Annotated in this window: 16 protein-coding genes, 1 tRNA gene and 1 other RNA gene; 6 read left to right on the top strand and 12 right to left on the bottom strand. The window is 61.8% G+C overall.

The features are described 5' to 3' along the window. Positions 1–179 precede the first annotated feature (179 nt). The 6 genes from Q0K02_RS07620 to Q0K02_RS07595 form a co-directional block, all read right to left on the bottom strand. Positions 180–1,397, bottom strand: coding sequence for a multidrug effflux MFS transporter (locus Q0K02_RS07620; protein ID WP_294486932.1), 1,218 nt, complete (start codon positions 1,395–1,397; stop codon positions 180–182). A gap of 486 nt (positions 1,398–1,883) precedes the next feature. Then, a complete protein-coding gene (locus Q0K02_RS07615; protein WP_294486929.1) occupies positions 1,884–3,299 on the bottom strand; it encodes a DegQ family serine endoprotease in 1,416 nt (471 codons plus the stop codon). Positions 3,300–3,401: 102 nt separating this feature from the next. Further along, the gene (locus Q0K02_RS07610) at positions 3,402–3,677 is read right to left on the bottom strand and encodes a zinc ribbon domain-containing protein (protein ID WP_294486927.1); all 276 of its coding nucleotides are present in this window, start codon (positions 3,675–3,677) and stop codon (positions 3,402–3,404) included. A 261-nt stretch (positions 3,678–3,938) separates the two neighbouring features. Further along, positions 3,939–4,967 carry a tRNA lysidine(34) synthetase TilS gene (tilS, locus tag Q0K02_RS07605; protein WP_294486924.1) on the bottom strand — a complete coding sequence of 343 codons (1,029 nt, stop codon included), beginning with the start codon at positions 4,965–4,967 and terminating at the stop codon, positions 3,939–3,941. Positions 4,968–5,242: 275 nt separating this feature from the next. Then, on the bottom strand, positions 5,243–6,868 hold the full coding sequence (locus tag Q0K02_RS07600) for a bifunctional metallophosphatase/5'-nucleotidase (protein ID WP_294486922.1): 1,626 nt from the start codon (positions 6,866–6,868) through the stop codon (positions 5,243–5,245). A gap of 354 nt (positions 6,869–7,222) precedes the next feature. Next, positions 7,223–7,307: transfer RNA gene (locus Q0K02_RS07595), tRNA-Leu, on the bottom strand. A gap of 375 nt (positions 7,308–7,682) precedes the next feature. Between Q0K02_RS07595 and ffs the strand changes: the two genes are divergently transcribed. Then, positions 7,683–7,778: signal recognition particle sRNA small type (gene ffs, locus Q0K02_RS07590), an RNA gene on the top strand. A 201-nt stretch (positions 7,779–7,979) separates the two neighbouring features. Here the strand turns inward: ffs and Q0K02_RS07585 are convergent. Next, on the bottom strand, positions 7,980–8,333 hold the full coding sequence (locus Q0K02_RS07585; protein ID WP_294486921.1) for a phage regulatory CII family protein: 354 nt from the start codon (positions 8,331–8,333) through the stop codon (positions 7,980–7,982). A 322-nt stretch (positions 8,334–8,655) separates the two neighbouring features. On the opposite strand from Q0K02_RS07585, the gene Q0K02_RS07580 reads away from it, so the two are divergent. Next, complete coding sequence (locus Q0K02_RS07580) at positions 8,656–9,162, top strand: C40 family peptidase (protein ID WP_294486918.1); 507 nt, start codon at positions 8,656–8,658, stop codon at positions 9,160–9,162. Between the two features lie 1,225 nt (positions 9,163–10,387). On the opposite strand, the gene Q0K02_RS07575 is transcribed toward Q0K02_RS07580, so the two are convergent. Beyond that, on the bottom strand, positions 10,388–11,296 hold the full coding sequence (locus Q0K02_RS07575; protein ID WP_294486915.1) for a LysR family transcriptional regulator: 909 nt from the start codon (positions 11,294–11,296) through the stop codon (positions 10,388–10,390). 240 nt (positions 11,297–11,536) lie between these two features. On the opposite strand from Q0K02_RS07575, the gene Q0K02_RS07570 reads away from it, so the two are divergent. From Q0K02_RS07570 to Q0K02_RS07560, 3 genes are read left to right on the top strand one after another with little or no spacing between them, the layout of a single operon-like run. Next, a complete protein-coding gene (locus Q0K02_RS07570; protein WP_294486912.1) occupies positions 11,537–12,943 on the top strand; it encodes an efflux transporter outer membrane subunit in 1,407 nt (468 codons plus the stop codon). Positions 12,944–12,979: 36 nt separating this feature from the next. Beyond that, complete coding sequence (locus Q0K02_RS07565) at positions 12,980–14,167, top strand: efflux RND transporter periplasmic adaptor subunit (protein ID WP_294486909.1); 1,188 nt, start codon at positions 12,980–12,982, stop codon at positions 14,165–14,167. Then, on the top strand, positions 14,167–17,301 hold the full coding sequence (locus tag Q0K02_RS07560; RefSeq protein ID WP_294486904.1) for an efflux RND transporter permease subunit: 3,135 nt from the start codon (positions 14,167–14,169) through the stop codon (positions 17,299–17,301). The genes Q0K02_RS07565 and Q0K02_RS07560 overlap by 1 nt, the downstream gene beginning before the upstream one ends. 148 nt (positions 17,302–17,449) lie before the next feature. Here Q0K02_RS07560 and Q0K02_RS07555 read toward each other — a convergent pair whose 3' ends face one another. The 4 genes from Q0K02_RS07555 to Q0K02_RS07540 form a co-directional block, all read right to left on the bottom strand. Beyond that, the gene (locus Q0K02_RS07555) at positions 17,450–18,106 is read right to left on the bottom strand and encodes a DUF4125 family protein (RefSeq protein WP_294486901.1); all 657 of its coding nucleotides are present in this window, start codon (positions 18,104–18,106) and stop codon (positions 17,450–17,452) included. 640 nt (positions 18,107–18,746) lie between these two features. Continuing rightward, entirely contained in the window at positions 18,747–20,159 is a 1,413-nt protein-coding gene (nhaC, locus tag Q0K02_RS07550; protein ID WP_294486898.1) for a Na+/H+ antiporter NhaC, read from the bottom strand. Between the two features lie 110 nt (positions 20,160–20,269). Then, complete coding sequence (locus tag Q0K02_RS07545; RefSeq protein WP_294486896.1) at positions 20,270–21,250, bottom strand: D-isomer specific 2-hydroxyacid dehydrogenase family protein; 981 nt, start codon at positions 21,248–21,250, stop codon at positions 20,270–20,272. 39 nt (positions 21,251–21,289) lie between these two features. After that, a complete protein-coding gene (locus tag Q0K02_RS07540) occupies positions 21,290–21,970 on the bottom strand; it encodes a DUF554 domain-containing protein (RefSeq protein ID WP_294486892.1) in 681 nt (226 codons plus the stop codon). 246 nt (positions 21,971–22,216) lie between these two features. Here Q0K02_RS07540 and Q0K02_RS07535 point away from each other — a divergent pair, with 246 nt between their 5' ends. Next, entirely contained in the window at positions 22,217–22,708 is a 492-nt protein-coding gene (locus Q0K02_RS07535) for a peptidylprolyl isomerase (RefSeq protein ID WP_294486968.1), read from the top strand. The last annotated feature ends 309 nt before the right edge of the window (positions 22,709–23,017 follow it).

Genomic DNA, 23,017 nt, shown 5'->3' with positions numbered 1-23,017 from the left:
CGTTCAGGCGGCGGAAGAGTAACGCGGACTCCTATGTCTCCTCCCCGACGTGCCGCGCCTGACGCAAGGGCGACTTCCCGAAGGAAGCCGCCCTTTTTTACGGCATGCGCCTCATGCGCGCCCGGCGCGGGGCGCGGACGAAAACGACGGCCGGAAGCGGCGCCATCCGCCCGGCAGCGCTACGGCCGACGGGAGGAAGCGCGACGCGCCTTGCCGGCCATGCGGAAGAAGAACAGCACGAGCAAGCCGGAAGCCACGGCCACGACGGCCATGGGCAGGGAGGTGCCTGCGCCGCCGAGGCCCACGAGGGGCGACGTGGCCGCGCCGAACACGAAGGACGTGACGCCGAGCAGACCGGACGCGCTGCCCGCGCCCTCGGTCTGGGAAGCGATGGCCAGAGAGAAGCTCGTGGTCGTGGTGATGCCGATGCACGACACGAACAGGAACAGCGAGGCGATCATGAAGGCTGCGGGCAGATGCAGCGCGCCGACCGCAAGCACGCACAGCGAAGCGAACAGGGAAAGCGCCGCGCCGACACCGAGCACGACTCTGTCGCCGTAGGCGGTGCAGAGACGGCCCGTGATCTGGGCGAAGATCATGATGCCGAAGCCGTTGAAGCCGAAGCACAGGGCGTACTGCTGCGCGGAGAGTCCGTAAATATTCTGGAGCACGAAGGGCGAGGCGGAAATGTAGCCGAAAAAGCCCGCCATGACGAAGCCCTGAATGAGCATGTAGGCGAGGAAGACGCGGTTGCCGAACAGGCGGAGCATGGCGCGCACGGACTGCCCCATGCCGCCCTGAATGCGTTTTTCCGGGGGAAGGGTTTCCGGGCAGCCGAAGAGCACCAGAGAAAACTGTGCCACGCCGCAGAGAGAAAGGAAGAAAAAGATGCCCGACCAGCTGGAAAAGCGCAGAATCTGTCCGCCGATGACCGGGCCGAAGATGGGCGCCACGCCGTTGATGAGCATGAGCAGGGAGAAGAACTTTGTCAGCTCCGTGCCGCGGAACAAGTCGCAGGCCACGGCGCGGGAGAGCACCACGCCGCCGCTGCCCGCCAGCCCCTGAATGAAGCGCAGGGCAATGAGTTCGGTAACGCTTGAGGCCTCCGCGCACAGAAACGAGGCCACGATGAACACGGCCAGGGAAACGAGCAACGGGAGCTTGCGGCCTCTGGCGTCGCTGAGGGGGCCGAGCACGATCTGCCCGAGGGAAAGTCCGAGCAGACAGGCCGTAATGCTGAGCTGCATCTGTGAAGGCGCGCTGCCGAGTTCCGCCGCCATGTCCGGCAGGGCGGGGAGATATAAATCCGTGCACAGGGGCCCCATGGCGGCAAGAAAACCAAGAATGGACGCCATGAACAGGCGCGCCCCGGCGCTTTTAAAAGGTGAAACAGACATGAACACTCCGTGGGACGAAAGGAACCGATTATGGCTCGGCACAGCTCTCCCGCGCCCTCCACAAGACGCGGACCACAGGAAAATAGAGGGGAATGAGCGCTTCGTCCAGAGCCTAAGAACGCCGATCATAAAAATCCCCCGTTTTTTTGAAAAACGGCAAGCTTCGCCCTGCCCCTGGCCGAGGCCGACGCTTGCACGCCGACGCAGCGCTTGCAACGCCCTGCCCGCCAGATGCAGGAGCCGCCTCCCCCTGCCTTCCCCTTCCCTGTCGTCTCTCCTGCTCCCGGCCGCGAGCATCTTCTGTGCAGCAGTGCGCTCCGCCAGAGTCCGACAACGCTCGCTCGGTAAAAAAAAGTTTTCGGAAAGAGGATGGGAGCGCGGGGAAAGGAGCCTTTTTCAAAAGGGTTTCCTCCTTTCCCCGCCATCTTAACCAAAAACGCGGCGGGTTTGCACCCGCCGCGCGGAAGTTCTGCCTGTGTCAGGCGATTATTTGTTGTCCAGCGACACGGTGATGAAGAAGGTGTCGCCGCGGCGGTTGATCTGGAGCATGACGGCGCCGCGTTCCTTGCCTTCCTTGCGCACGATGGAAACCAGTTCCTTGGCGCTGGTCACGGGCTGGAGGTTGGCGGAAAGGATGACGTCGCCGGTGCGCACGCCGGCTTCAGCCGCGGGGCCGTCGCCCTTCACGCCCACCACGAGCAGGCCCTTCACGTCGCCGGAAAGCTGGAGCGCCCGGGCGTCTTCAGGGGTAAGCGGCTTGATGCTCACGCCGAGGTCGCCGCCTTCGCTCTGCTGGCCGGAGCTCTGCGTCGTCGTGTTGTGGGACGAGCGTTCGCCGAGCTTCACGGTGGTCTTCACTTCCTTGCCGTTGCGCATCACCACGATGTCCACCTTGGTGTCGGGCTTGAGTCCGGCCACGCTGCGGGTGAGCGCGGAAGCGCTGTCGATGCTGGTGTCGCCCACCTTGACGATCACGTCGCCCGCGCGCAGACCGGCCTTGGCGGCGGGTTCGTTGTCGAGCACGGAGCCGATGAGCGCGCCGCCCGCGCTCTTGAGACCAAGGGCCTTGGCGGTGTTTTCATCCACGTCCTGAATGGTCACGCCGAGCCAGCCGCGGCTCACCTTCTTGCCTTCGCGCAGATCGTTGATGACCTTGGAGGCCAGACTGCTGGGAATGGCGAAGCCGATGCCCTGCCCGTTGGCGGAAATGGCGGTGTTGATGCCGATGACTTCACCGGCCATGTTGATGAGCGGGCCGCCGCTGTTGCCGGGGTTGATGGAGGCGTCGGTCTGGAGGAAGTTGTCGAAGGGACCGGCGTGGATGTCGCGGCCCTTGGCGCTCAGAATGCCGGCCGTCACGGTGTTGCTCAGGCCGAAGGGGTTGCCGATGGCCACCACCCAGTCGCCCACTTCCATGGCGTCGGAATCGCCGAAGCGGAGCACGGGCAGGGGCGTCTTGCTTTCCACCTTGAGCAGGGCAAGATCGGTTTCGGAGTCGGTGCCCACGATCTTCGCGGGCAGGCCGTCGGACTTGTCGCCGTTGAGCTTGACGGTAATCTTGTCGGCGTCTTCCACAACGTGGTTGTTGGTGACGATGTAGCCGTCGGCGGAAATGATGAAGCCGGAGCCGAGCGCGGAACTCTTCTGCTTGGGCGCGGGCTGGCCGGGACGCATGCCGAAGGGGCCGCCGAACTGTTCAAAGAACTGATCCATGCCGGGGAAGTTGAACATGCCCATGACGGGGCTTTCCACTTCCCTCTCGGTGCTGATGTTCACCACTGCCGGACCGGCGTTTTTCGCCAGCGGCACGAAATTGGGCAGCATGGGAGCCGCCGTGGCCGAAGAGGCCAGAAACATGAAACCCGTTACGGCGAGAGCCGTTTTTTTAAGGATGCCGTTCATGGGAACTCCTTGTAAATTCTTCGTTCAGGCGAAAGAAGGACTCTTGAATTCCTTGTATCCCGCAAGAGCCGTCCATGCCATTGTAATTACGGGAGCAAAGGCTTACTGCGCGCCCCCCGTTCCGCCCGCTCCTCCGCCGCACGAGGAACAGTTGCCGTGGCAGGGGCTGTTGCGATTGAGTCTTTTGTCGTTCATCCAGGCCGGTCTCGGCCCTATCTTGAAGGGGAAGGCTCCCGTTTTCAGAGGGCTGGGGGCCGAAACAAGACGGGCCGTGTTCTGCGACCCGCACTTCGGGCAGCTGATGACGTCATCGTCGTCAAAAGCCAGCTCTTCAAACGTGTGCCGGCAATCTTTGCATTCAAAATCATACAGCGGCATGGCAATACTCCTCGCGAGAAAAAAATGGAAGGCTTATCCTTCTCTCTGCTGCTAAATAAGCACCCTACACCAGCTGGCAAGGGTAAGGCAAAAGGTCAAAAGCGCGTCTCGGCGGGGGTCGGAAACATTCAGTAAGAAATTTCCATGAATAAAAACAGCGTATTGCGCGGTTTCTTATCAGATTTTGCGCGCTCTCGACGCGGTTTTGTTCAATTCTTGCATAGTGTTACAGCAAAAGAACAGACGACGGATCCGCGCCCTTCAACGCCCCGGAGCGAGATGAAACCAGACGCCCGCGCCGGAAAGTTCCGCCTTCACGCCTCCGCCGAAGGAAAATCGACGCGGAAAATGTCTCCGCTCCCACGCCGCTTCCAGCGATTCCAGCGTGTCGGCCCGCGCTTCTCCCCCAAGTTTCCGCAGCGCCTCGGCCATGGCGCGCAGCCTGCCCGATTCGCCGAGCGCAGCAAGCGAAGCGTCGGAGAGAAGCACGCCGCCGTCCCGCTCTTCCAGCGCCGGCGCCCCGGTGGCCGCCCAGTCGCGCTCGTCCCGGCGGGCGGCTCTCCAGAGGCGACGCACGCTCTCGTAAAACGAAGGATTCTCCGCCAGCAGCAGCGGAACCACGTCATGCCGCATGCGGTTGCGCTTCCACGCTCGGCTCCGATTGGAGGCGTCTTCCTGCCACGCCAGACCGACCCGCCGCAGCAGTCCTTCAAGCTGGGCCTTCTCCAGCATGAGCAGCGGACGCAGCACATGCCGCCCCGGCTCGTCCACAAGGCCCTTCATGCCCCCAAGCCCGGGCCACAGCGCCCCGCGGGACAAACGCATGAGCACGTCTTCCGCCAGATCCCCCACATGATGCGCCGTGAGCACCCAGCGTGAGCCCGTCGCCGCGCGGCACTCTTCCAGAAATTCGTAGCGGGCCCGGCGTCCGGCCTCCTCCACGCCGCAGCGCTGCGCCTGCGCCAGCGCTCCCACATCCGCGCACTTCACAAAAAAAGGCACGCCGAACCGGCAACAAAGCTCCCCCGCCGCCTGCGCCTCCGCCGCGCTCTCCGCCCGGAGACCATGATCGAGATGCGCCGCAAACAGCGATACGCCGAGCATACCGCGCAGCGCACAGAACATCGTGAGCAGCGCCGTGGAATCCGCCCCGCCGGACAGCGCCACCACCAGCCTCCTGCCCCGGATGTCCGCGCCGAGCTCCTTCTCCACAAAACGCGCCGCCCCGAGCGCCAGACGCGCATCGCACGCCTCCAGATCCTTCAGAGAAAACAATGCCCGCGCCGTCATGAGAGAACTCCTTGGAAGGTGAGAGTAGCGGGGGAAGGACCCTTTTGAAAAAGGCGCCTTCCCCCGAGCCCCTATCCTCCTTCCTAAAACTTTTAATGGAGGGGGTAAATCCTTTAAAATGGGGAGGGTATGGTGGGAGGAAAACAGGAGCGTCGCAGGCGCGGTTCTTCGGCAGGGGGAAAGCGCCGTGCGCAAAGCGCGGAAAACGGCGTTCCCGGATCCAGTCGGCCGGCCTGCCGGAAAGCGCCGTGCGTCGGAGAGCGGAGAATCAGCGTTCAGCGCAAACGCGTCAGGCGTCCGACCCGAGGTTCCGGCAGCGGATTGTGCGCCTTGAGATAGTTCTCCACCACGTCCGCCACCAGCGGATCGGGCGCGGAAACCACTCTGCCCTGCTTCAGCATGGCGTAGCCGTCGCCGCCGTCCGCAAGAAAATCAGCAAGCGCCGTCACGTAGCGGCCTTCGGGCTCAAGAGGCGTTGCGCGGCCCTGCGCATCCAGCACTTCCGCCTTCGTCACGCGCCGCCCCGCAGGAAGGCTGCCGTCCACTTCATAACGCAGCCCGGCCGTCTGCAAAAGCTGCGGCCCCCGCGCATTCTCGCCGGACACCCCGTGCTCCAGCGCCGCCAGAAGCTGCGCGCCCGAATATTCGCGCAGCAGCACCGCATTGCCGAACGGATGCACCGAAAGCACGTCGCCCCGCGTAATCGTTCCCGCAGGAAGCGCCGCCCGCAGCGCTCCGCCGTTGCACAGCGCCGCCACCGCCCCGTGCGGACGCCCGTATTCCAGCATGGCGTCCGCCGTGACCATGCCGCTGAGGCAGTCTCCCTCGCGGCAGAGTTCCATGCCGTCGGGCAAAGACAAGCGCTGACTGCCCACAACCTCGGAACGCAGCGCGGTCAGCGTGGCGGCATAGCGATCAATGAGCCGCTGCACCTCTGGATCCACCGGCATGTCGGAGGAAAGCTCCACGGCGGAACCGCTCCAAGCGCAGGGAACGCCGCGCCCATCGAAGCGCACGGTCAGCTCGCCGAGATACTTCGCGCCGCGTCCGGCCGTCACCACCAGCACGGGCGCGCCGTCCGGCGCGTGCTCCACCACGGGATACGGACCGTCGGACGGCGACGGACCGAGATAGCTGTGCGTATGCCCGCCCACGATCACGTCCACGCCGTTCACCGAACGGGCGAGTCGCCGGTCTTCGGGCAGACCGAGATGCGTGATCGCCACAATGTGCTTCACGCCCTGCGCCTCCAGCGCCTTCACTTCGCGCTCCAGCGTGTCCCGGGCCTGCGAAAATGCGGTGTGCCCGCAGGCTGCGGACAACGTTTTCACCTCGTCGTTGGCAAGGCCCACAATGCCCACCTTCTCGCCGCGCACCATCTTCACCAGATGCGCCCGGGTTCCGCTTTCCCGCAGAGGACACCCCGTCTCCGGCGTCAGATTGGCGGCCAGCACCGGCACGGGCGTCTGCTTCAGAAAACGGGAAAGCTCCGCACAGCCCTCGTCAAACTCATGATTGCCCAGTGTCATGGCGTCCCACGGCACGGCGCGGTCCACCTCCGCAATCATGGGCCACTTGTTCACGCTGTAAAAAAGCGTGCCCTGAAACTGATCTCCGGCGTCAAGCGCAATCACGTTGTCCCGGCTCCGGCGCGCCGCCTTCATGGCCGCAGCCACGCGCCCGAGCCCGCCCGAGCTGTTCCGGCCGTCCAGACTGGCGTTGCCGCGGCTGTCCATGCCCGCAAGAAAGGAATGCGTGTCGTTGGTGTGCAAAACAACAAGCTCCAGCCCTTCGCCTCGACTATCCGACGTTCCGCTCTGCGGCGCGCACGCCGTGAACAAAAACGCCGCAAGCAGCGCCGCCGCCACCGACAGCGCCCAATTCTCCCTCCTGCTCCTCATGAACTCCTTCCTCCTGCTCCCGTTCTGCTGCCGCGAGGCACGCTCCTTCCTTCGACCGACACGCAAACGCCGTCCGCTACCATCAAACATCCTCAACCGGATCACGCTGCCCCGGCCAGACGCGTCCGCAGCACGCGGCGCCGACTGGCAGAAGCCCACCATGCTGCCGCCCATCGCCGGAGCGCGCCGGAACAGACAATGCACAATCATGGCCGTGCCTTGCCTGCCGCAGCCTCCGCGCCCGCCCGATGCAACAAAAACAAATTCAGCCGACGCACAAACATCAAAACCGGTCGATGCGTCGATTAAACGAAAAGAGCTGCAAACCGTAGTTTGCAGCTCCTGTTCTCGCACTGGTGCCCAGGGGGAGACTCGAACTCCCACGCCATTCGGCGCTACCACCTCAAGATAGTGTGTCTACCAATTCCACCACCTGGGCACAGCTGTTTTTGTATAGCAAAGCCCATGCCTTGGCAAGCGTTTTTTTCGTTCTTTCCCCATTTTCTTTCCAAAGCCGCCCCGAGGACCATGACGAAGCCGCCCGGTTTTGCCGCATCCTCCCCCCTTCGGACGCCTCCGCACCCGCGCCGCAGCACGTCGCACGCCGGGCAGGCTTGCGGATGAAGTCGCCTGTTCAGGGCTTTTGAAAAAAACGAATTCCGCGATCATGAACCACGCTTCAAACGAGTTGTCCAACATCGCTTTGTGCGCCGCATGCTCCGAACGTGCCGGACAACGATGCGGCAACGCCCGCGCATGCCGACCGATCTTGACAGATTCCCCGCCCCCGTCTATACTGCCTTTCGCTTATAAGTTCCGGGAACCGGACGGCGGTCGCGCCGCCAACCCCGCCAGGTCCGAAAGGAAGCAACGGTAACGGTTGTTGCCGGGTGTCCGGTTCCCAAAAGGGCGCAACACGGTTGCGCCCTTTTTCGTTAACTCCTCCTCGGCTCCGGCACGACATTCGCCTGTCTGCCGGGGCCTTTTTTGTTCAGACCGTGCGCAGGCTCCCCTCGAAACGAGCGCCGCCTGCGCACGCAAAAAAAGGCGAAGACAGCTTTCCCCCCTGCCTCCGCCCTCATGATTCCTGTCCTGTTTGCGCAGAACCGAATCAGGCCCGGTGTTCCTTTTCACCGTTCTGACGTCCGTCCAGCGCGGGAACGGACGCATTCACGCCGGAACCGGCCCCCTGAAAGGCTCCGGGCGTGACGTGCGGCGCGTCGTTTCTGGCGGCCACCAACGAATAGCCGAGCTTGCCCGCCATGTACTCCAGCGGCTTGGTGTCGCCGGTCTGCATCATGATCTGCAGCAGTGTTTCCGCGCCGAGCTTGGCTCCCGTATCATACGGATTCACTTCCCTGAGCAGGGTGGAATACGGCTTGCCTATGGCCTTCGCCAGGTCTTTCGCAGGCACGGGATTGTCCAGAACAAGATTGTGAATGAGAGTGGAAAGTTCCGATACCATAAATTCCTCCTCAATTTTACAGAAAGCAACTTTTCCGCCACATAATCCTGTTACTTTCATGAGAAAGCAATACAAAACACTGATAACAGTGTATTTCACTTTTGATACTTTGCGTCAAGAAAGGAACAGGAAAAAATAATACCACATCATCTTATAGAAATATCCTGAAATTGAATAAACAATTTCGTCATTTCAAGGTTTGTTTTATACAACTATTAAAAATAACTGTACAACATCAACATAAAAATGAGGCCACACTTGCAAGTTGCCCCGGGATGACCTACAAAAAAAATATTGCACTTTCAACTCCGGCAGGTCCGTCATGACGACACATCGCGATCATTCCCTCTATCGGTATGTTCCGCTGCTTCTTCTGTGCGTGGCCCTTCTCATGACCGCTGGCTGCGGCAAACAGACCTACAGACCGTCCTATCAACAGCCCCGCGCCGTTTCCGGCAGCGGCGCGGCCATCGCCGCCACGGCCAAAAGTCAGCTCGGCCGTCCCTACGTGTCCGGCGGCTCCTCGCCTTCGCGCGGCTTCGACTGCTCCGGACTCGTGTACTGGGCCTGCGCCAGCAACGGCATTTCCGTGCCCCGCATCAGCCGCGATCAGGCCAGCGCGGGCAAACGCATTTCCCGCGGCAGTCTGCGCCCCGGCGACATCGTGGTTTTCCGCATTCCGCGCTCCGGCTATCACACGGGCATCTACGTCGGCCAGAACAGTTTCATCCACAGTCCCAAGCCCCGGGCCCGCGTGCGCATCGAATCGCTCTCCGTCAACTACTGGGATCGCTACTACGTCACGGCCCGGCGCGTCGCCAGACGCTGACCGGTTCGCCTCCGGCTCCGTCGCCGTCATCGGACGCTCCGAGCCCGAAAGACTCAACGGAACATTGACGCGCCACCAGGAGCGCTCCGCCCTCAGGGCTCCCGAGTCCGCCTCCATGACGGATTCCCCCGTCATCGCCATGCTGCCGGGCGATCCGGAGCCGCGCCTCAGCGCATGACTTCCGCATTCGACGCCGCCCCCTTTTCTGCCGCGACCGACGACGTCATCTTTCCCCCCAAAAGTCGTATGTTCAGAGGCGCTGCCCTGCGCGGGCCAAAACGCCCGCCGGACCTTTCGCCCGTCGCTCTCTTTCGTCAGTGCGCTCCGCAACAAAGCGCCTTCCCGCGGCGGAACGCTGTTCCGCGGCCCACCGCTCTCCCGGCGTTCGGCGGAGCGGCTTTCCCGCAACGCCGCGCCTCTTTTCCGCTCCTTGTCGCCGGAAGCCGAGGCAGGCATTCCGGCCGCTCCGCTCCAAAGCCCTGCTTTTTTCCCCCGGGCACTTGTCTGCACAGGTACGTCGAACACGTCTTAATCTCCTTTGAAAAGGAAAATTATCAATAAACTTATATATACTGCTAAAACGCTTGTAAATTATAAACATAAAATATTTTATCTCATTGTAATATTTTATTTATTTTTTCATAAAAACGCATTTCAGAATAAAAAGCGCCGAACGGCCCTCTTTTTTCGCCTTGTTTGCGTTCCGATGCGCTCCAGATGAGGCCCGGATAAAGAAAAACATTCCTATGCAAAACCGAACAGGACATCTGTTGTCTTATTTCATAATACAGAACCATGACGTCGGAGAGCCTGCATGCGTCATTGCCTGAGCGTTGCAGTCTGCGCCCGGCAACCGCATGAACTCGCAAGGCTGCGGCCCTGCATTCTCTTGCCCCGCTGCCGACACCGGGGGGCCTGCCTCCGGAGCAGCGCTCCCGGCGCCCGACGTCTCGCCGCCGCCCGTTCTGCGGCGTCGCGCCGGACAGCTCCCGCACGCCGCTCCTCCCCGGCCGATGTTTCGAGGGGCCGTGAGCATGCCTTCGGCTCGAGAGGCCGTGAGCACGCCTTCGGAACGCGCTCATCCCCGCCGCAGCTTCGCGTCTCATCCTTTAAATAACAAAGCCCGTCTCATGGACGGGCTCGATGCGCCGGAGGCGCTTCCAACGTCGGTCAACAGCCGGAGCGACTCGCTCCGAAGAACGCCCGGGCTCTCGCCCGGCGCGTCTCAGAACATGTTGTCGCCCTGTTCAAAGGCCTGCTGATAATAGGTCTTCAAATCGCGGCAGAGGTCTTCCAGAATGTCGCGACGGCTGAAGACGTTGTTCCAGATGAGATAGATGTTGTGCGCCACGAACGACATGTTGTCCATGTCGAGAATGACGAGGTTCTTCATGGATTCGTCGCGCGCAATGCGCTGAGCCAGCCCCAGCGGCACCACGGCCCAGCCTATGCCGAGCGACGCCCAGTACATGGCCGCCACCACGTCGTTCACTTCCCAGTACTGAGAGTTCAGCAGATACCGCTCCGCGCGCGAACGGTTGAACACGATGTGCCGATACTGCGCGAGATCTTCCACGGTCACGTTTTTCTTCTGACCGAGCGGCGAATTGCGCGAAGCCACCAGACAGTAACGAAGCTGACCGAGGCAGACGACTTCACAGTTGCTCTTGGTTTCCGGCAGATGCCCGCCCACAATGCCTATCTGCGCGTCTCCCTCGCTCACCTGCTTCCACACGCTGTCCAGCGACACGATGTGAAAACTTCCGCTCAGGAAAGGATATTTTTCCGTCAGCGACGCCATCGCCTCGGATATCCCCTGAAAAGGCACGCCGTGACTCACCACGATGTTGAGCAGCACGGCCTCGCCGCTGTACTGGGCAATGGCGCAGGAATCAAAGCGATGACTCTGCCGGAGCACGGCGCGCGCCTCGGGAAGAAGCGCCCGACCGGCTTCGGTGAGCACGGGAGAACGCGACGAACGATCGAAAAGTTCCACGCCGAGACTGTCCTCCAGCATGGCGATATGCGTGCTCACCACCGACTGCGCCTTGCCCATGGCGCGACCCGCCGCAGAGAACGATCCTTTTTCGGCGGCCGTGACAAAGGCGCGCAACTGCTCTATGGTCCAGTTCAAGTTTCCCCTCCCCAGCCTGACATAGTGTTTCTTTTTTCTATCAAAATATTGATGCTTCTTGATTTTTTATAACAAGAAAGATAAGGTATGTCCACTCAATCAAAATGACGCCCCCCTCTCCAAAAAAGGGAGATGCCGGTTCGGACGCGACGGAAACAGGCAGCGCAGTCCATGCTGTTTCCAGAAAATCCCGTTAAATTCCGGCATATTGCTCATTTCAAAGGATACAGGAGCCTTTTTATGGTCAAAATGCTGTCGATTCTTGCTCCGGCATTCATGCTGCTTCTTGCGGGGTGCAACCTTGCCCCCGACTATCAGCGTCCGGAAATGGATATCCCTCAAACGTGGGAGGCCTCGCAGTCGCAGGCGCTTCAGACCAAGTGGTGGGAGCGCTTCCACGACGAAACGCTGAACGCGCTGGTGGAAGAAGCGCTCGCGCACAACAAGAACATCGACCAGGCCATGGCCAACGTGGATCAGGCGCAGGCCGGACTCGGCATAGCGCGCGACGCGCTGCTGCCCGTGCCTTCCGCCTCGGCCGACGGCACGCGCACCATGGCGCGCTCCGCCACCTCGCCCGCCGCCATGCAGAACAACGGCAAGAACACCCACACCTTCTCCGGCGCGCTCGCCGCAAGCTGGACTCTCGACTTCTGGGGCAAATACTGGAACGCCGCGGAATCCGCCCGCGCTTCCCTCGTGGCTACCGAAGCCGCCCGCGACAACGTGATCCTCACCGTGGCCGCCAGCACCGTGGAATCCTATTTCTGGCTGAGCGCCTACACCTGGCAGGAGGAAATCGCCCGCGACGTGCTGAAAAACCGCGAAGATTCCCTGAAAATCTATCAGAACCGCTTCGACAACGGACAGATCAGCGACCTCGACATTCTGAGCATCCGCGCCAACGTGGAAACCGCGCGCAACGCTCTTGCCTCCGCAAGAATCGCCAAGAACGCCGCCGAAACCTCCCTTGCCGTGCTGCTCGGCCGCTCGCCCGCGGAAATCATGAAGATGGGCGGTCTCAAGGCTCCCGCCTCGCTCATGACCTCCCTCGACAAGACTCCCGCCCTGCCTTCCGGCATTCCCTCGCAGATTCTCGAGCATCGTCCCGACATCCGTCAGGCCGAAGCCAACCTTCAGGCCGCCAACTACGACATCGGCACGGCGCGCGCGTCGTTCTTCCCGTCGTTCTCCCTCACCGGTCTGCTCGGCGGCGCGAGCCTTGAACTCAACGAGCTGCTCAGAAGCACCAATCAGTACGCAAGCGTCGGCGGAAGCCTGAGCCTGCCGCTCAACTTCTGGACCATCAAGCGCACCGTGGACAGCGCCGAAGCCGCCAAGAAGGCCGCCGTGGCCACCTACGAGCTCACCGTGCAGAACGCCTTCAAGGACGTGCGCGACGCGCTGGTTTCCCAGACCGAATACGCCAATTCCGTGGGCGCGCTCACCCGTCAGGTGGACTACCTCTCCCGCGCCGTCATGCACGCCCGCACCCGCTACGACAACGGCTTCGCCTCCTACCTCGACCTGCTCACCGCGGAAAGCAATCTGTTCACCGCGCAGCAGTCCCTTGCCGTGGCTCACGCCAATCATCTCGTCAGCATCGCCGAAGTGTGCCTCGCCCTCGGCGGCGGCTGGCAGGAATAACCCGCTACTCCATCCTTACCCAAGGAGCATGTTATAATGGTCAGAATTCTTAAGCTCGCGCCCGCTCTGCTGGCGCTTCCCTTCCTCCTTGTCGGCTGCGATCAGCTGAGCGGCCTCATATCCAAGAAGGACAACGCCGCTCAGGCGCCCCAGGCCCGCACCGTCCGCGTGACCACCGTAAAAATGACTCCCCACAAGGTGGACATTCAGAGAGAACTCACCGGTCGTACCGTGGCCTACCGCTGGGCCGAAGTGCGCCCCGAAGTGGGCGGCATTCTCAAGGAACGCTGCTTCACCGAAGGCGCCATGGTCAAGGAAGGCGACGTGCTCTACCGCATCGAGCCCGACACCTACAAGGCCGCCCTCGACAAGGCCCGCGCCGATCTCGCCAGCGCCGAAGCCAATCTCAACGTCACCCGCCTGCGCGAACGCCGCACCGCCAGCATGCTGAAGACCAAGTCCGTGAGCCAGCAGGACTACGACGACGTGAAGGCCACCCTGCGTCAGGCCGAAGCGTCGGTGCAGTCGTGCAAGGCCGCCGTGGACACTGCGGAAATCAACTATCGCCGCACCGAGGTGCGCGCCCCCATCAGCGGCCGCATCACCCTCAGCAACTACACCGTGGGCGCGCTGCTCACCGCCAGTCAGGCTTCGCCGCTCGCCACCATCTATCAGACCGATCCCATATACGTGGAAGTCTCCCAGTCGTCCGACGACCTCTACTCCCTCAAGAAGCAGCTCGGCGAACGCGGCGATCTCAAGGACGTGAATCCCGCCAACATCAAGGCCACGCTCACCATGCACGACGGCTCCTACTACCCCGCCGCCGGCCATCTGAACTTCACCGGCGTGAACGTGGATCAGACCACCAACACCGTCACCCTGCGCGCCGAGTTCCCCAACGCCGCCAACGTGCTGCTGCCCGGCCTCTTCGTTCGCGTGAACGTGGTCATGGGTCAGGACGATCAGGCCGTGCTCGCGCCTCAGAAGGCCGTGCTGCGCGATCTCAAGGGCCTGCCCTACGTCTATGTGGTCAAGGACGGCATGGCCGAACGCCGCAACATCACCCTGAGCCACGCCATCGGCAATGACTGGTACGTGACGAGCGGCCTCAATCTCGGCGAAGAAATCGTGCTCAACGGCATTCACAACACCCGCGGCGGACAGCCCGTGCAGGTGGTTTCCGAAGAAGAAGCCGCCAAGGCGGCCGGAGGCAGCAAGTAATGCTTTCCCGTTTTTTCATTCATCACCCCATATTCGCGTGGGTGCTGGCCATCGTCACCATGCTTTTCGGTGTGCTGGCCATCTTCACCATGCCCATATCGCAGTACCCGGAAGTGGCTTCGCCCTCCATACGCATCAACACGCGTTACTCGGGCGCTTCCCCCACTACCGTGGACCAGACCGTCACCCAGGTTATCGAACAGAACATGACCGGCATCGATAACCTGATCTACATGCAGTCGAAGTCCGACTCCTCCGGCATGTCCACCATCACCCTCACCTTCGAGGTGGGCACCGACCCCGACGTCGCCCACATGCAGGTGCAGAACAAGGTGCAGCAGGTGCAGTCGCAGCTGCCCTCCGCCGTGCAGAGCTACGGCGTGTCGGTGTCCAAGGGCAACGACAACATGTTCATGGTCATCACCCTGTACTCGCCGGACAACAGTCAGGAAAACATCGACCTTGCCGACTACATCAGCACCAACATCAAGGATGAAATCAGCCGCACGCAGGGCGTGGGCACGGTGCAGGTGTTCGGCGGCAAGTACGTCATGCGCATCTGGCTCGATCCCGAAAAGCTGACCAAGTACGAACTTACGCCTTCCGACGTGCGCAACGCCATCACCGCCCAGAACATGGAAGTCACCGCCGGTCAGCTCGGCGCCAACATCATCGGCGGCAAGAACGATCAGGCCCTCAACGTCATCATCAAGGCTCAGAGCCTGCTGCGCAACTCCACCGAATTTGAAAACGTGCTGCTCAAGGTGACCGAAAGCGGCGAGCGCGTGTTCATCCGCGACGTGGCCCGCGTGGCCATGGGCACGGAACTTGACGGCATCACCACCTACTACAACAACCATCCCGCCTCGGGCATAGGCGTCACCCTCGCCCCCGGCGCCAACGGCCTCGAAACCGCCAACCTCGTGAAGGCCAAAATCGAGGAACTTTCCCACTACTTCCCCGACGGCATGGCCTACGAACTGGCCTTCGACACCACGCCCCCCGTGCTCGCCTCCATTCACGAAGTGGTGAAAACCCTCGTGGAAGCCATCATTCTGGTGTTCCTCGTCATGTGGCTCTTCCTTCAGAGCTTCCGGGCCACCATCATTCCCACCATCGCCGTGCCCGTCGTTCTGCTCGGCACCATGGGCGTGCTGCTCGCCTTCGGCTACAGCATCAACACGCTGACCCTGTTCGCCATGGTGCTCGCCATCGGTCTGCTCGTGGACGACGCCATCGTGGTCGTTGAAAACGTGGAACGCGTGATTCAGGAAGAACATCTCGATCCCGTCGCCGCCACGGAAAAATCCATGGACGAAATCAGCTCCTCGCTGATCGGCATCGGCGTGGTGCTCTCCGCCGTGTTCCTGCCCATGGCCTTCATGAGCGGATCCACGGGCGTGATCTACCGGCAGTTCTCCGTGACCATCGTGTCCGCCATGACGCTGTCGGTGCTCGTGGCCCTTATCCTCACCCCCTCGCTCTGCGCCAGCATGCTCAAGCCCCATTCCCAGGGCGCTCAGCACGGCTTCTTCGGCTGGTTCAACCGCATGTTCACCAAGAACCAGCATCGCTACTCCGGCGGCGTGCACGCCCTCGTGCAGCGCGGCGGCAGAGTCATGATCATCTACGCCGTGCTCGTGTGCGGCCTCGGCCTCGTGTACAAGCAGCTGCCCACGTCCTTCCTTCCCTCGGAAGACCAGGGCGCCATCATCACCATGCTGCAGATGCCCCCGAACGCCACTTTGGAACAGACCAAGTCGCAGTTCCAGAAGGTTTCGGACTACATTCTCAATGAAGAAAAAGACAACGTCGTTTCCTACATGTTCGTGGCCGGCTACGGCATGGGCGGCGTGGCGGAAAACACCGGCATGGGCTTCGTGAAGCTCAAGGACTACGCCGACCGCACCAAGCCCGGACAGGACGCCGCTTCCGTGGCCGCCCGCATACGCCAGCGCTTTGCCGGCATTCTCGACGGTCAGTTCATCGCCTCCATTCCCCCGGCCATCATTTCGCTGGGCATGACCAACGGCTTCACCATGGAACTGCAGGACCGCGGCGGCGTGGGTCACGAAAAGCTGGTGGAAGCCGGCAAGAAGCTCATGGGCGCGGCCTTCGCCAATCCGCAGATCGCCTACATCCGCCCCACCGGCATGGACGACATCACGCAGTTCAACATTCATCTGGACAACGCCAAGGCCACCAGCATGGGCCTCGCGCTCTCCAGCGTGAACGCCGACGTTTCCACCATGCTCGGCGGCACCTACGTCAACGACTTCGTCCACAACGAACGCGTGAAGAAGGTGTACGTGCAGGGCGACGCCGACGTGCGCAAGAATCCCGAAAGCCTCAACCGCATTCACTTCCGCAACGCGGCCGGCGAAATGGTTCCCTTCAACGCCATCTACTCCACCGACTGGACCTTCGGTCCCGCCGTGCTCCAGCGCTACAACGCCATGCCCGCCCTCGAATATCAGGGCGAACCCATGCCCGGTGTGGCTTCCGGCATCGCCATGTCCATCATGGAAGATGAGGTCAGAAAGCTCGGCAACTCCTTCGGCATGGAATGGACCGGCCTTTCCTATCAGGAAAAGATGGCCGGCTCGCAGACCACCATGCTGTACGCCCTGTCCGTGCTGGTCGTGTTCCTGGCCCTGGCCGCCCTGTATGAAAGCTGGTCCATCCCGTTCGCCGTGCTGCTGGTCATTCCGCTCGGCATTCTCGGCGCCGTGCTCGGCACCTACTTCAAGGATCTCACCAACGACGTGTACTTCCAGGTCGGCATTCTGGCCGTCATGGGCCTCTCGTCCAAAAACGCCATCCTGATCGTGGAATTCGCCCGAAACCTTCAGGCGGAAGGACGAAGCCTCATCGACGCCACCGTGGAAGCCTGCCGCATCCGTCTGCGCCCCATTCTCATGACCTCCCTGGCCTTCGGTCTGGGCGTGCTGCCCATGATGTCGGCCTCGGGCGCCGGCGCCGCCAGCCAGCACGCCGTGGGCACCGCCGTGTTCTGGGGCACCGTGTGCGCCACCTCGCTCGGCATCTTCTTCATTCCCACCTTCTTCGTGGTCATCAGCTCGATCACCGGATGGTTCCGCAAGCACCTGAAGAGAAAGCCCCGCTATGAGTAAACGCTGATCTGCGCAACGCCTTCTCCCTGCGATGCGCAAGAGCCAAAAAGAGGGCCGCCCGAAAGGACGGCCCTCTTGCTTTTTCTGAAACTGCGGGCGGAAACTCCCGTCATGAGGCGTTCCCGGCCCGACGCCGTGTTCCTTCGCCTCAGCGCGCCATGCGCTCGACCTTCATGCGCGTTTTCTCTTCCGCGTCGTCCAGCGACGCGTACCCGTACACGCGCACCGTGCGTTCCGCCGCAAGAAGCGCCAGATTCACTCCGGCCTCCTTCAGCTTGTGTACGTATTCCACATAAAGCAGCAGCGTGTTCGTGGAATACGTCTTCAATTCCCCAGTGAGATAGGTTTCAAACGACGTCGTCATCGGGGTGTCCTTGTCGCTGGTCAGCGGACGCCCTCCGGCCCGCACGTACGGATACTGCCGGTCCACCTCCCGTTCCCATTCCACCTGCGCGGCCACGATTTCCCGAATGAGCGCGGCTTTTTCCTCGTCTATCTTCGGCAGGCTGTCCTTCAGCTCCGCAAATTCCGCCGGACAGGTGCGCTCCATCATGAAGGCGTACTTCTCCATGGGAAGATTGCGGCCCGCCTGCCGGGCGTTCATGAGATCGGAACAATAACTCAGCAGCATCTCGTCGTTCCAGTCTCCGAACTGACATTCCCGCATCTTTTTGAAGAACGCCTCGTCGTTCTGACAGCTTGCGCGCCCGCCCTTGTTCTGAACCTTGTCGAACATCTCCCATTCCATGTTGCAGATGTCGTCGATCAGCTTTTTTCTTGCCTCATGTTTGGAATCGTTTTCCATAATTTTTCTCCCGGGACGGAAATCCGCGCCTTTTTCTGCCCGAAAGGCCTGCGAAAACGCCGGATCCGCCCTCAACAGGTTAAAAAACAATGAGCGGACCATGCTGAAAGATGTCCGCTCCGGGAAACGTATGACCGCTGCGGGCAAGAGCCATGAGCCCGTATCGGCGCCGCGGCGCTCCATCCGGAGCGCCATGCGGGCGACGAGCTTTCCGGGAATCCCGACACTAGGGCTCCCGTTCCCTCCTGCCCGAGCCGGAGCTTTCCTGCTCACAGCGTCATATTGGCCTGCTGCGTCGTCATCGTCAATACTGCGTGCCCGCAAGCGCCGAAGCGCTGACGCACAAGGCGGTTCGGAGGCGGAACTTTTTCCCCCGCCAGACAGTCGCCTGAACGAAGACGGGCCTGCCCAGCTTTTGCCGAAACGACGACGCGGACGCTTCGGTCCATCCACCGGCGGAGCAGGAAGCACGAACCTCGACTCCGCGGCCCATCGTTGCACAACGCCTACGGAGCATCGCTCCCGCGCGCCGAACGTCGAGCGACCCGCCCCATCACGCGCCCGTCTGCGAAAAAACGCGCCGGAACAGCGTTCCGACGCGTTTTTTCATGACGCAAGGCCCGAGCGGGTCAGACGTCGATTATTTGGCGCGCGCCTTGCGCACGGGCGTGCCGTCGAGTCTCCAGATGCCGAAGCCCGTGATGGCGCACAGCAGGGAGAAGATGGGCACGAACCAGTTGAGGAAGGCGTAGGGCACGAAATCGTAGGCGCTCACGCCGAGCACGCCGGCGATGTAGAAGGCGTGGACGCTCCACGGAACCAGCGGGCAGCCGATGGTGCCGGCGTCCTCGCAGGTGCGGGAGAGCACGAGCGGGCTGATGTCGGCCTTCTTGAAGGAATCGAGGAACGCGCGGCCGGGCACGATGACGGCCAGCATCTGGCTGCCGGTGCCGAAGTTGATGAGGTAGGCCGCCGCGAGCGCGGAAGCCACGAGACGCACGGCGGACTTGGCGCCCTTGAGAATGGCTTCGAGCAGCACTTCGAGCACGCGGGAGCGTTCCAGCACGCCGCCGAAGGCCATGCCGGAGCAGAGCAGCAGCACCGTGGGCATGATGCTCATGAGGCCGCCGCGGGAGAGCAGCGGATCGAGCTGGGCGATGCCGGTCTTGGACACGTAGCCGGACGTGAGCATGGTGGCGAGCTTGTTGAAGGGCACGCCCTCGAACACGGCAATGACCATGGCGGTAAGCAGGCAGATCAGCATGACGGGCAACACCGGATAGCGGCGATAGGCCAGCACGATCATGAGCACGGGCGGCAGGAAGGCCACGGGGCCGAGGCTGAAGTTGGCCTCAAGGCCGGTAAGGATGGCGTTCAGGCTCTCCAGGGAGGCTCCCTGCTGGGCGGCCACGGAGCTGCCCAGGAAGGTATAGGCGATGCCCGCCACGATGAAGGCGGGAACGGTGGTCCAGAGCATGGACATGACGTGCGAGAACAGCGGCACTTCGCACACCGACGCCGTGATGTTGGTGGAGTCGGACACGGGGGACATCTTGTCGCCGAGGTACGCGCCGGAAACGATGGCGCCCACGGTCATGTAGGCGGGATAGCCGAGGGCCTGTCCCACGCCGAGCAGCGCGACGCCGATGGTGCCCATGGTGCCGAAGGACGTGCCCGTGGCCACGGACGCCACCGAGCACAGCACCATGGCGGAAAGCAGGAAGTGCTCGGGAGCGATGAGTTTAAGACCCCAGTAAATGATGGCGGGAATGGTGCCCGAAGCCAGCCACGCGGCAATGATCATGCCCACCATGGCCAGAATGGCGATGGCTATCTGAATGCGGCCGAGGGCTTCGAACATGCCGTCCTGAAGATCCTCCCAGGTGTAGCCCGTTTTCAGAGCCATGACTGCGGCAAGGGCCACCGCACCGAGCAGCGGCAGCACCGGAGGTCTCACGCCGACCACCAGCGTGCCGTACAGAATCATGGCCACGGGCAGCACGAGCGAAAGCGTGGCCCACAAAATCGACGGTTTCTTTCCTTGCGTCTCCATAGAGACTCCTTGTTGAGGATAAACGTTCCAACCCGCCCCGGGCGGGCTTATTCCGCAACCGCCCGAACGTCCGCTCCAAAATCATGCGGCCGTCGCGCGGCGTTTTGCCGCTACAGTTCCAGTCTGGTCTGCCTGCCTTCCTTCATGTCCAGCAGCGTTTTTATGCCGCAGTCCACCATGCTCGTGATGGACTCCTCGGTGTAGAAGGCCATGTGCTGGGTCAGCACCACGTTGGGGAACTGACGCAGATACACCATGTCCTTGTTCTTCAAGATGTCGGTCTTGCGGTCGGCGTGATAGATGCCCTGCTCATGCTCGAACACGTCCATGGCCAGCGAGCCGATTTTTTCCGTTTCAATGCCTTCGGTGATGGCGTCGATGTCCATGAGTTCGCCGCGCGCCGTGTTGATGAGCACCACGCCGTCCTTCATGCGGGAAAGGCTCTCCCGGTTCACCATGTGACGGGTCGCGGGCGTGAAGGGAACGTGAAACGTGATGATGTCGCTTTCCCGATAGAGCGTGTCCAGATCGACGAATTCGGCCAGGGACTTCAGATCCTCGCACGGCGTGAGATTGTAGGCCAGAATGCGGCATCCGAACCCGGCAAGATCGCGTATCACGGCGGCTCCGATGTGGCCCGTGCCCACCACGCCCACGGTCTGCCTGCGCATGCTGCGACCCATGAGACCGAACAGGGAATAGTCGTTCACGTTCTGCCGCCACATGGCGGGCTTGTAGCAGCGCAGCACGAGAAGCATGAGCATGATGGTGAAGTCCGCCACGGCGTCGGGCGGATACGAGGCGTGCGCCACCCGTATGCCGAGCTCGCGGGCGGCGTCCAGATCAATGTGATCCACGCCGATGGTGCGGGTGGACACATACCGCACGCCCAGATTTTTCAGCGCTTCCAGCAGGGGGCGGTCCAGACGGCTGCGTCCGAGCACGGACACGCCTTCGGCGCCTTCGGCCTCGGCGACGGTCGCCAGAGACAGATTGGCCTCCACAAGACGCAGGGAAACGGGCAGCGTGCGGGAAAGATGTTCCAGTTCCTGTCTTTCGTCATGACTGACTTCAAAGACAACGATGTTCATGGGCTGATCTCCAAAGAGAAACGTGTACGGAAAAACGGCCTACAGGAAGGCGGCCGCCAGACCATAAAGAATAACGCTGACAAACAGCGAAGGCAGCATGTTCAGGGTTTTGCAGTCCTTGATGCGGAGCATGGACACGCCGGACACAAGAATGAGTATGCCGCCCACCACCGAGACTTCCGTGAGAAGATCGCGGGGCACGAAGGAGCCGAGCCAGAGCCCGAGCAGATAGAGCCCGCCCTGCCAGCAGAACAGCACGGGCGCGGCAAAGGCTATGCCGAGTCCGTAGGTGGACGCCAGCACCATGGACGTGACGAAATCCAGCGTGGCGTTGGTGAAGAGGAAGGTGTGATTGCCGTGAACGGCGCTTTCGATGGGGCCGAGTATGGAAAGCGTGCCTATGCAGAAGAGCAGAATGGCGGTGGCCAGCCCGCGGCCGAGATCGGAACTTCCCATGCGGCGGGCCAGATTCTGGAACTTGCCGTCCCAGTCCCACACGGCGCCGAGAAAACTTCCGAGCGCCATGCTCAGAATGAACAGCACCGGATACCGGCTGTTGGGCATGTTGGACACCACGGCGTTGATCCCGATGGCCACGGCGGAAAAGCCCATGGCGTCGAAGAGGGCCTGCTGATATTTTTCCTTGATTCCCTTGCGCAGCACGCTGCCTATCACGCTGCCGCAAAGGATGGCCGCAGTATTGACTATGGTGCCTAACATATTACCTCCATCAACATGTCAGTCATCCATACCATAAATCACGCCGTCAGGTAAGTCCTTTTCCGCCCCCTCTCCTGCCCGGTCCGACGTTGCCAAGAGCCGGCACTTCCTATACAAGAACAGTCGACGCATACTTCCAATGCATTATGGAGAAACAACATGCGCAAACTTCTATTGTCCTGCCTGCTGATCGCCGCCGCGCTCGTGCTCGGCCCCGTCTGCCAGGCTCAAGCCGGAGGAAAAAACATGGTCACCCTCAAGACCAACAAAGGCGACATCGTCCTTGAACTCGACGCCGAAAAGGCCCCCAACACCACCAAGAACTTTCTTGAATATGTGAAGTCCGGCTTCTATGACGGCACCATCTTCCACCGCGTCATCCCCGGATTCATGATCCAGGGCGGCGGCTTCGACAAGAACATGGTTCAGAAGCCCACCCGCGACCCCATCGAGAACGAAGCCAACAACGGCCTGAAGAACGACACCTACACCATCGCCATGGCCCGCACGCAGGCTCCCCATTCCGCCACGGCCCAGTTCTTCATCAACGTGGCCGACAACAAGTTCCTCAACTTCACCGCTCCCACCATGCAGGGCTGGGGCTATGCCGTGTTCGGCAAGGTGGTGAAGGGTCAGGACGTGGTCGACTCCATCGCCCAGGTTCCCACCACCTCGCACTACCCCCATCAGGACGTGCCGGTGGAACCCGTGATCATTGAAAAGGCCGTCATCGACTAAGCCCTTTTCCTGCTCATCTTCCGGGCAGGCATAAAAAACGCCTCTTCCGAACGCCTCGGAGGAGGCGTTTTTTGCGCTCCGTCGCTGTCCCGAACACGCGAAGGCACGCGTCCCGCCTGCCGCGCCTTCCGGAAGAGCGCTCCCGGAAGTCACGCAGGCACAAAACAGGCAGCGGACATCCCCGCGGAAACGAGGCGGGAAAGAGCCTCGCGCAGAAGCGAAACCGGCGGAAGTCGCTCCGGCGCGGCCCCAGCCCAAACACGTTCCGCACAGTTCTGAAACAGGAAACTCACCGCAGGCCCGCCAAAG

The sequence above is a fragment of the uncultured Mailhella sp. genome (assembly GCF_944324995.1).
Classification (GTDB): Bacteria; Desulfobacterota; Desulfovibrionia; order Desulfovibrionales; family Desulfovibrionaceae; genus Mailhella.
The sequence above is the reverse complement of the archived record's forward strand: the minus strand, read 5'-3'. Positions and strand labels throughout refer to the sequence as shown.

Bases quoted from the DNA above. Each gene is read 5' to 3' on its own strand.
- Q0K02_RS07580 (WP_294486918.1), top strand. From the start codon at position 8,656: ATGACGACACATCGCGATCATTCCCTCTATCGGTATGTTCCGCTGCTT.
- tilS (WP_294486924.1), bottom strand. From the start codon at position 4,967: ATGACGGCGCGGGCATTGTTTTCTCTGAAGGATCTGGAGGCGTGCGAT.
- Q0K02_RS07610 (WP_294486927.1), bottom strand. From the start codon at position 3,677: ATGCCGCTGTATGATTTTGAATGCAAAGATTGCCGGCACACGTTTGAA.
- Q0K02_RS07615 (WP_294486929.1), bottom strand. From the start codon at position 3,299: ATGAACGGCATCCTTAAAAAAACGGCTCTCGCCGTAACGGGTTTCATG.
- Q0K02_RS07535 (WP_294486968.1), top strand. From the start codon at position 22,217: ATGGTCACCCTCAAGACCAACAAAGGCGACATCGTCCTTGAACTCGAC.
- Q0K02_RS07560 (WP_294486904.1), top strand. From the start codon at position 14,167: ATGCTTTCCCGTTTTTTCATTCATCACCCCATATTCGCGTGGGTGCTG.
- Q0K02_RS07620 (WP_294486932.1), bottom strand. From the start codon at position 1,397: ATGTCTGTTTCACCTTTTAAAAGCGCCGGGGCGCGCCTGTTCATGGCG.
- nhaC (WP_294486898.1), bottom strand. From the start codon at position 20,159: ATGGAGACGCAAGGAAAGAAACCGTCGATTTTGTGGGCCACGCTTTCG.
- Q0K02_RS07555 (WP_294486901.1), bottom strand. From the start codon at position 18,106: ATGGAAAACGATTCCAAACATGAGGCAAGAAAAAAGCTGATCGACGAC.
- Q0K02_RS07600 (WP_294486922.1), bottom strand. From the start codon at position 6,868: ATGAGGAGCAGGAGGGAGAATTGGGCGCTGTCGGTGGCGGCGGCGCTG.
- Q0K02_RS07540 (WP_294486892.1), bottom strand. From the start codon at position 21,970: ATGTTAGGCACCATAGTCAATACTGCGGCCATCCTTTGCGGCAGCGTG.
- Q0K02_RS07585 (WP_294486921.1), bottom strand. From the start codon at position 8,333: ATGGTATCGGAACTTTCCACTCTCATTCACAATCTTGTTCTGGACAAT.
- Q0K02_RS07565 (WP_294486909.1), top strand. From the start codon at position 12,980: ATGGTCAGAATTCTTAAGCTCGCGCCCGCTCTGCTGGCGCTTCCCTTC.
- Q0K02_RS07570 (WP_294486912.1), top strand. From the start codon at position 11,537: ATGGTCAAAATGCTGTCGATTCTTGCTCCGGCATTCATGCTGCTTCTT.
- Q0K02_RS07545 (WP_294486896.1), bottom strand. From the start codon at position 21,250: ATGAACATCGTTGTCTTTGAAGTCAGTCATGACGAAAGACAGGAACTG.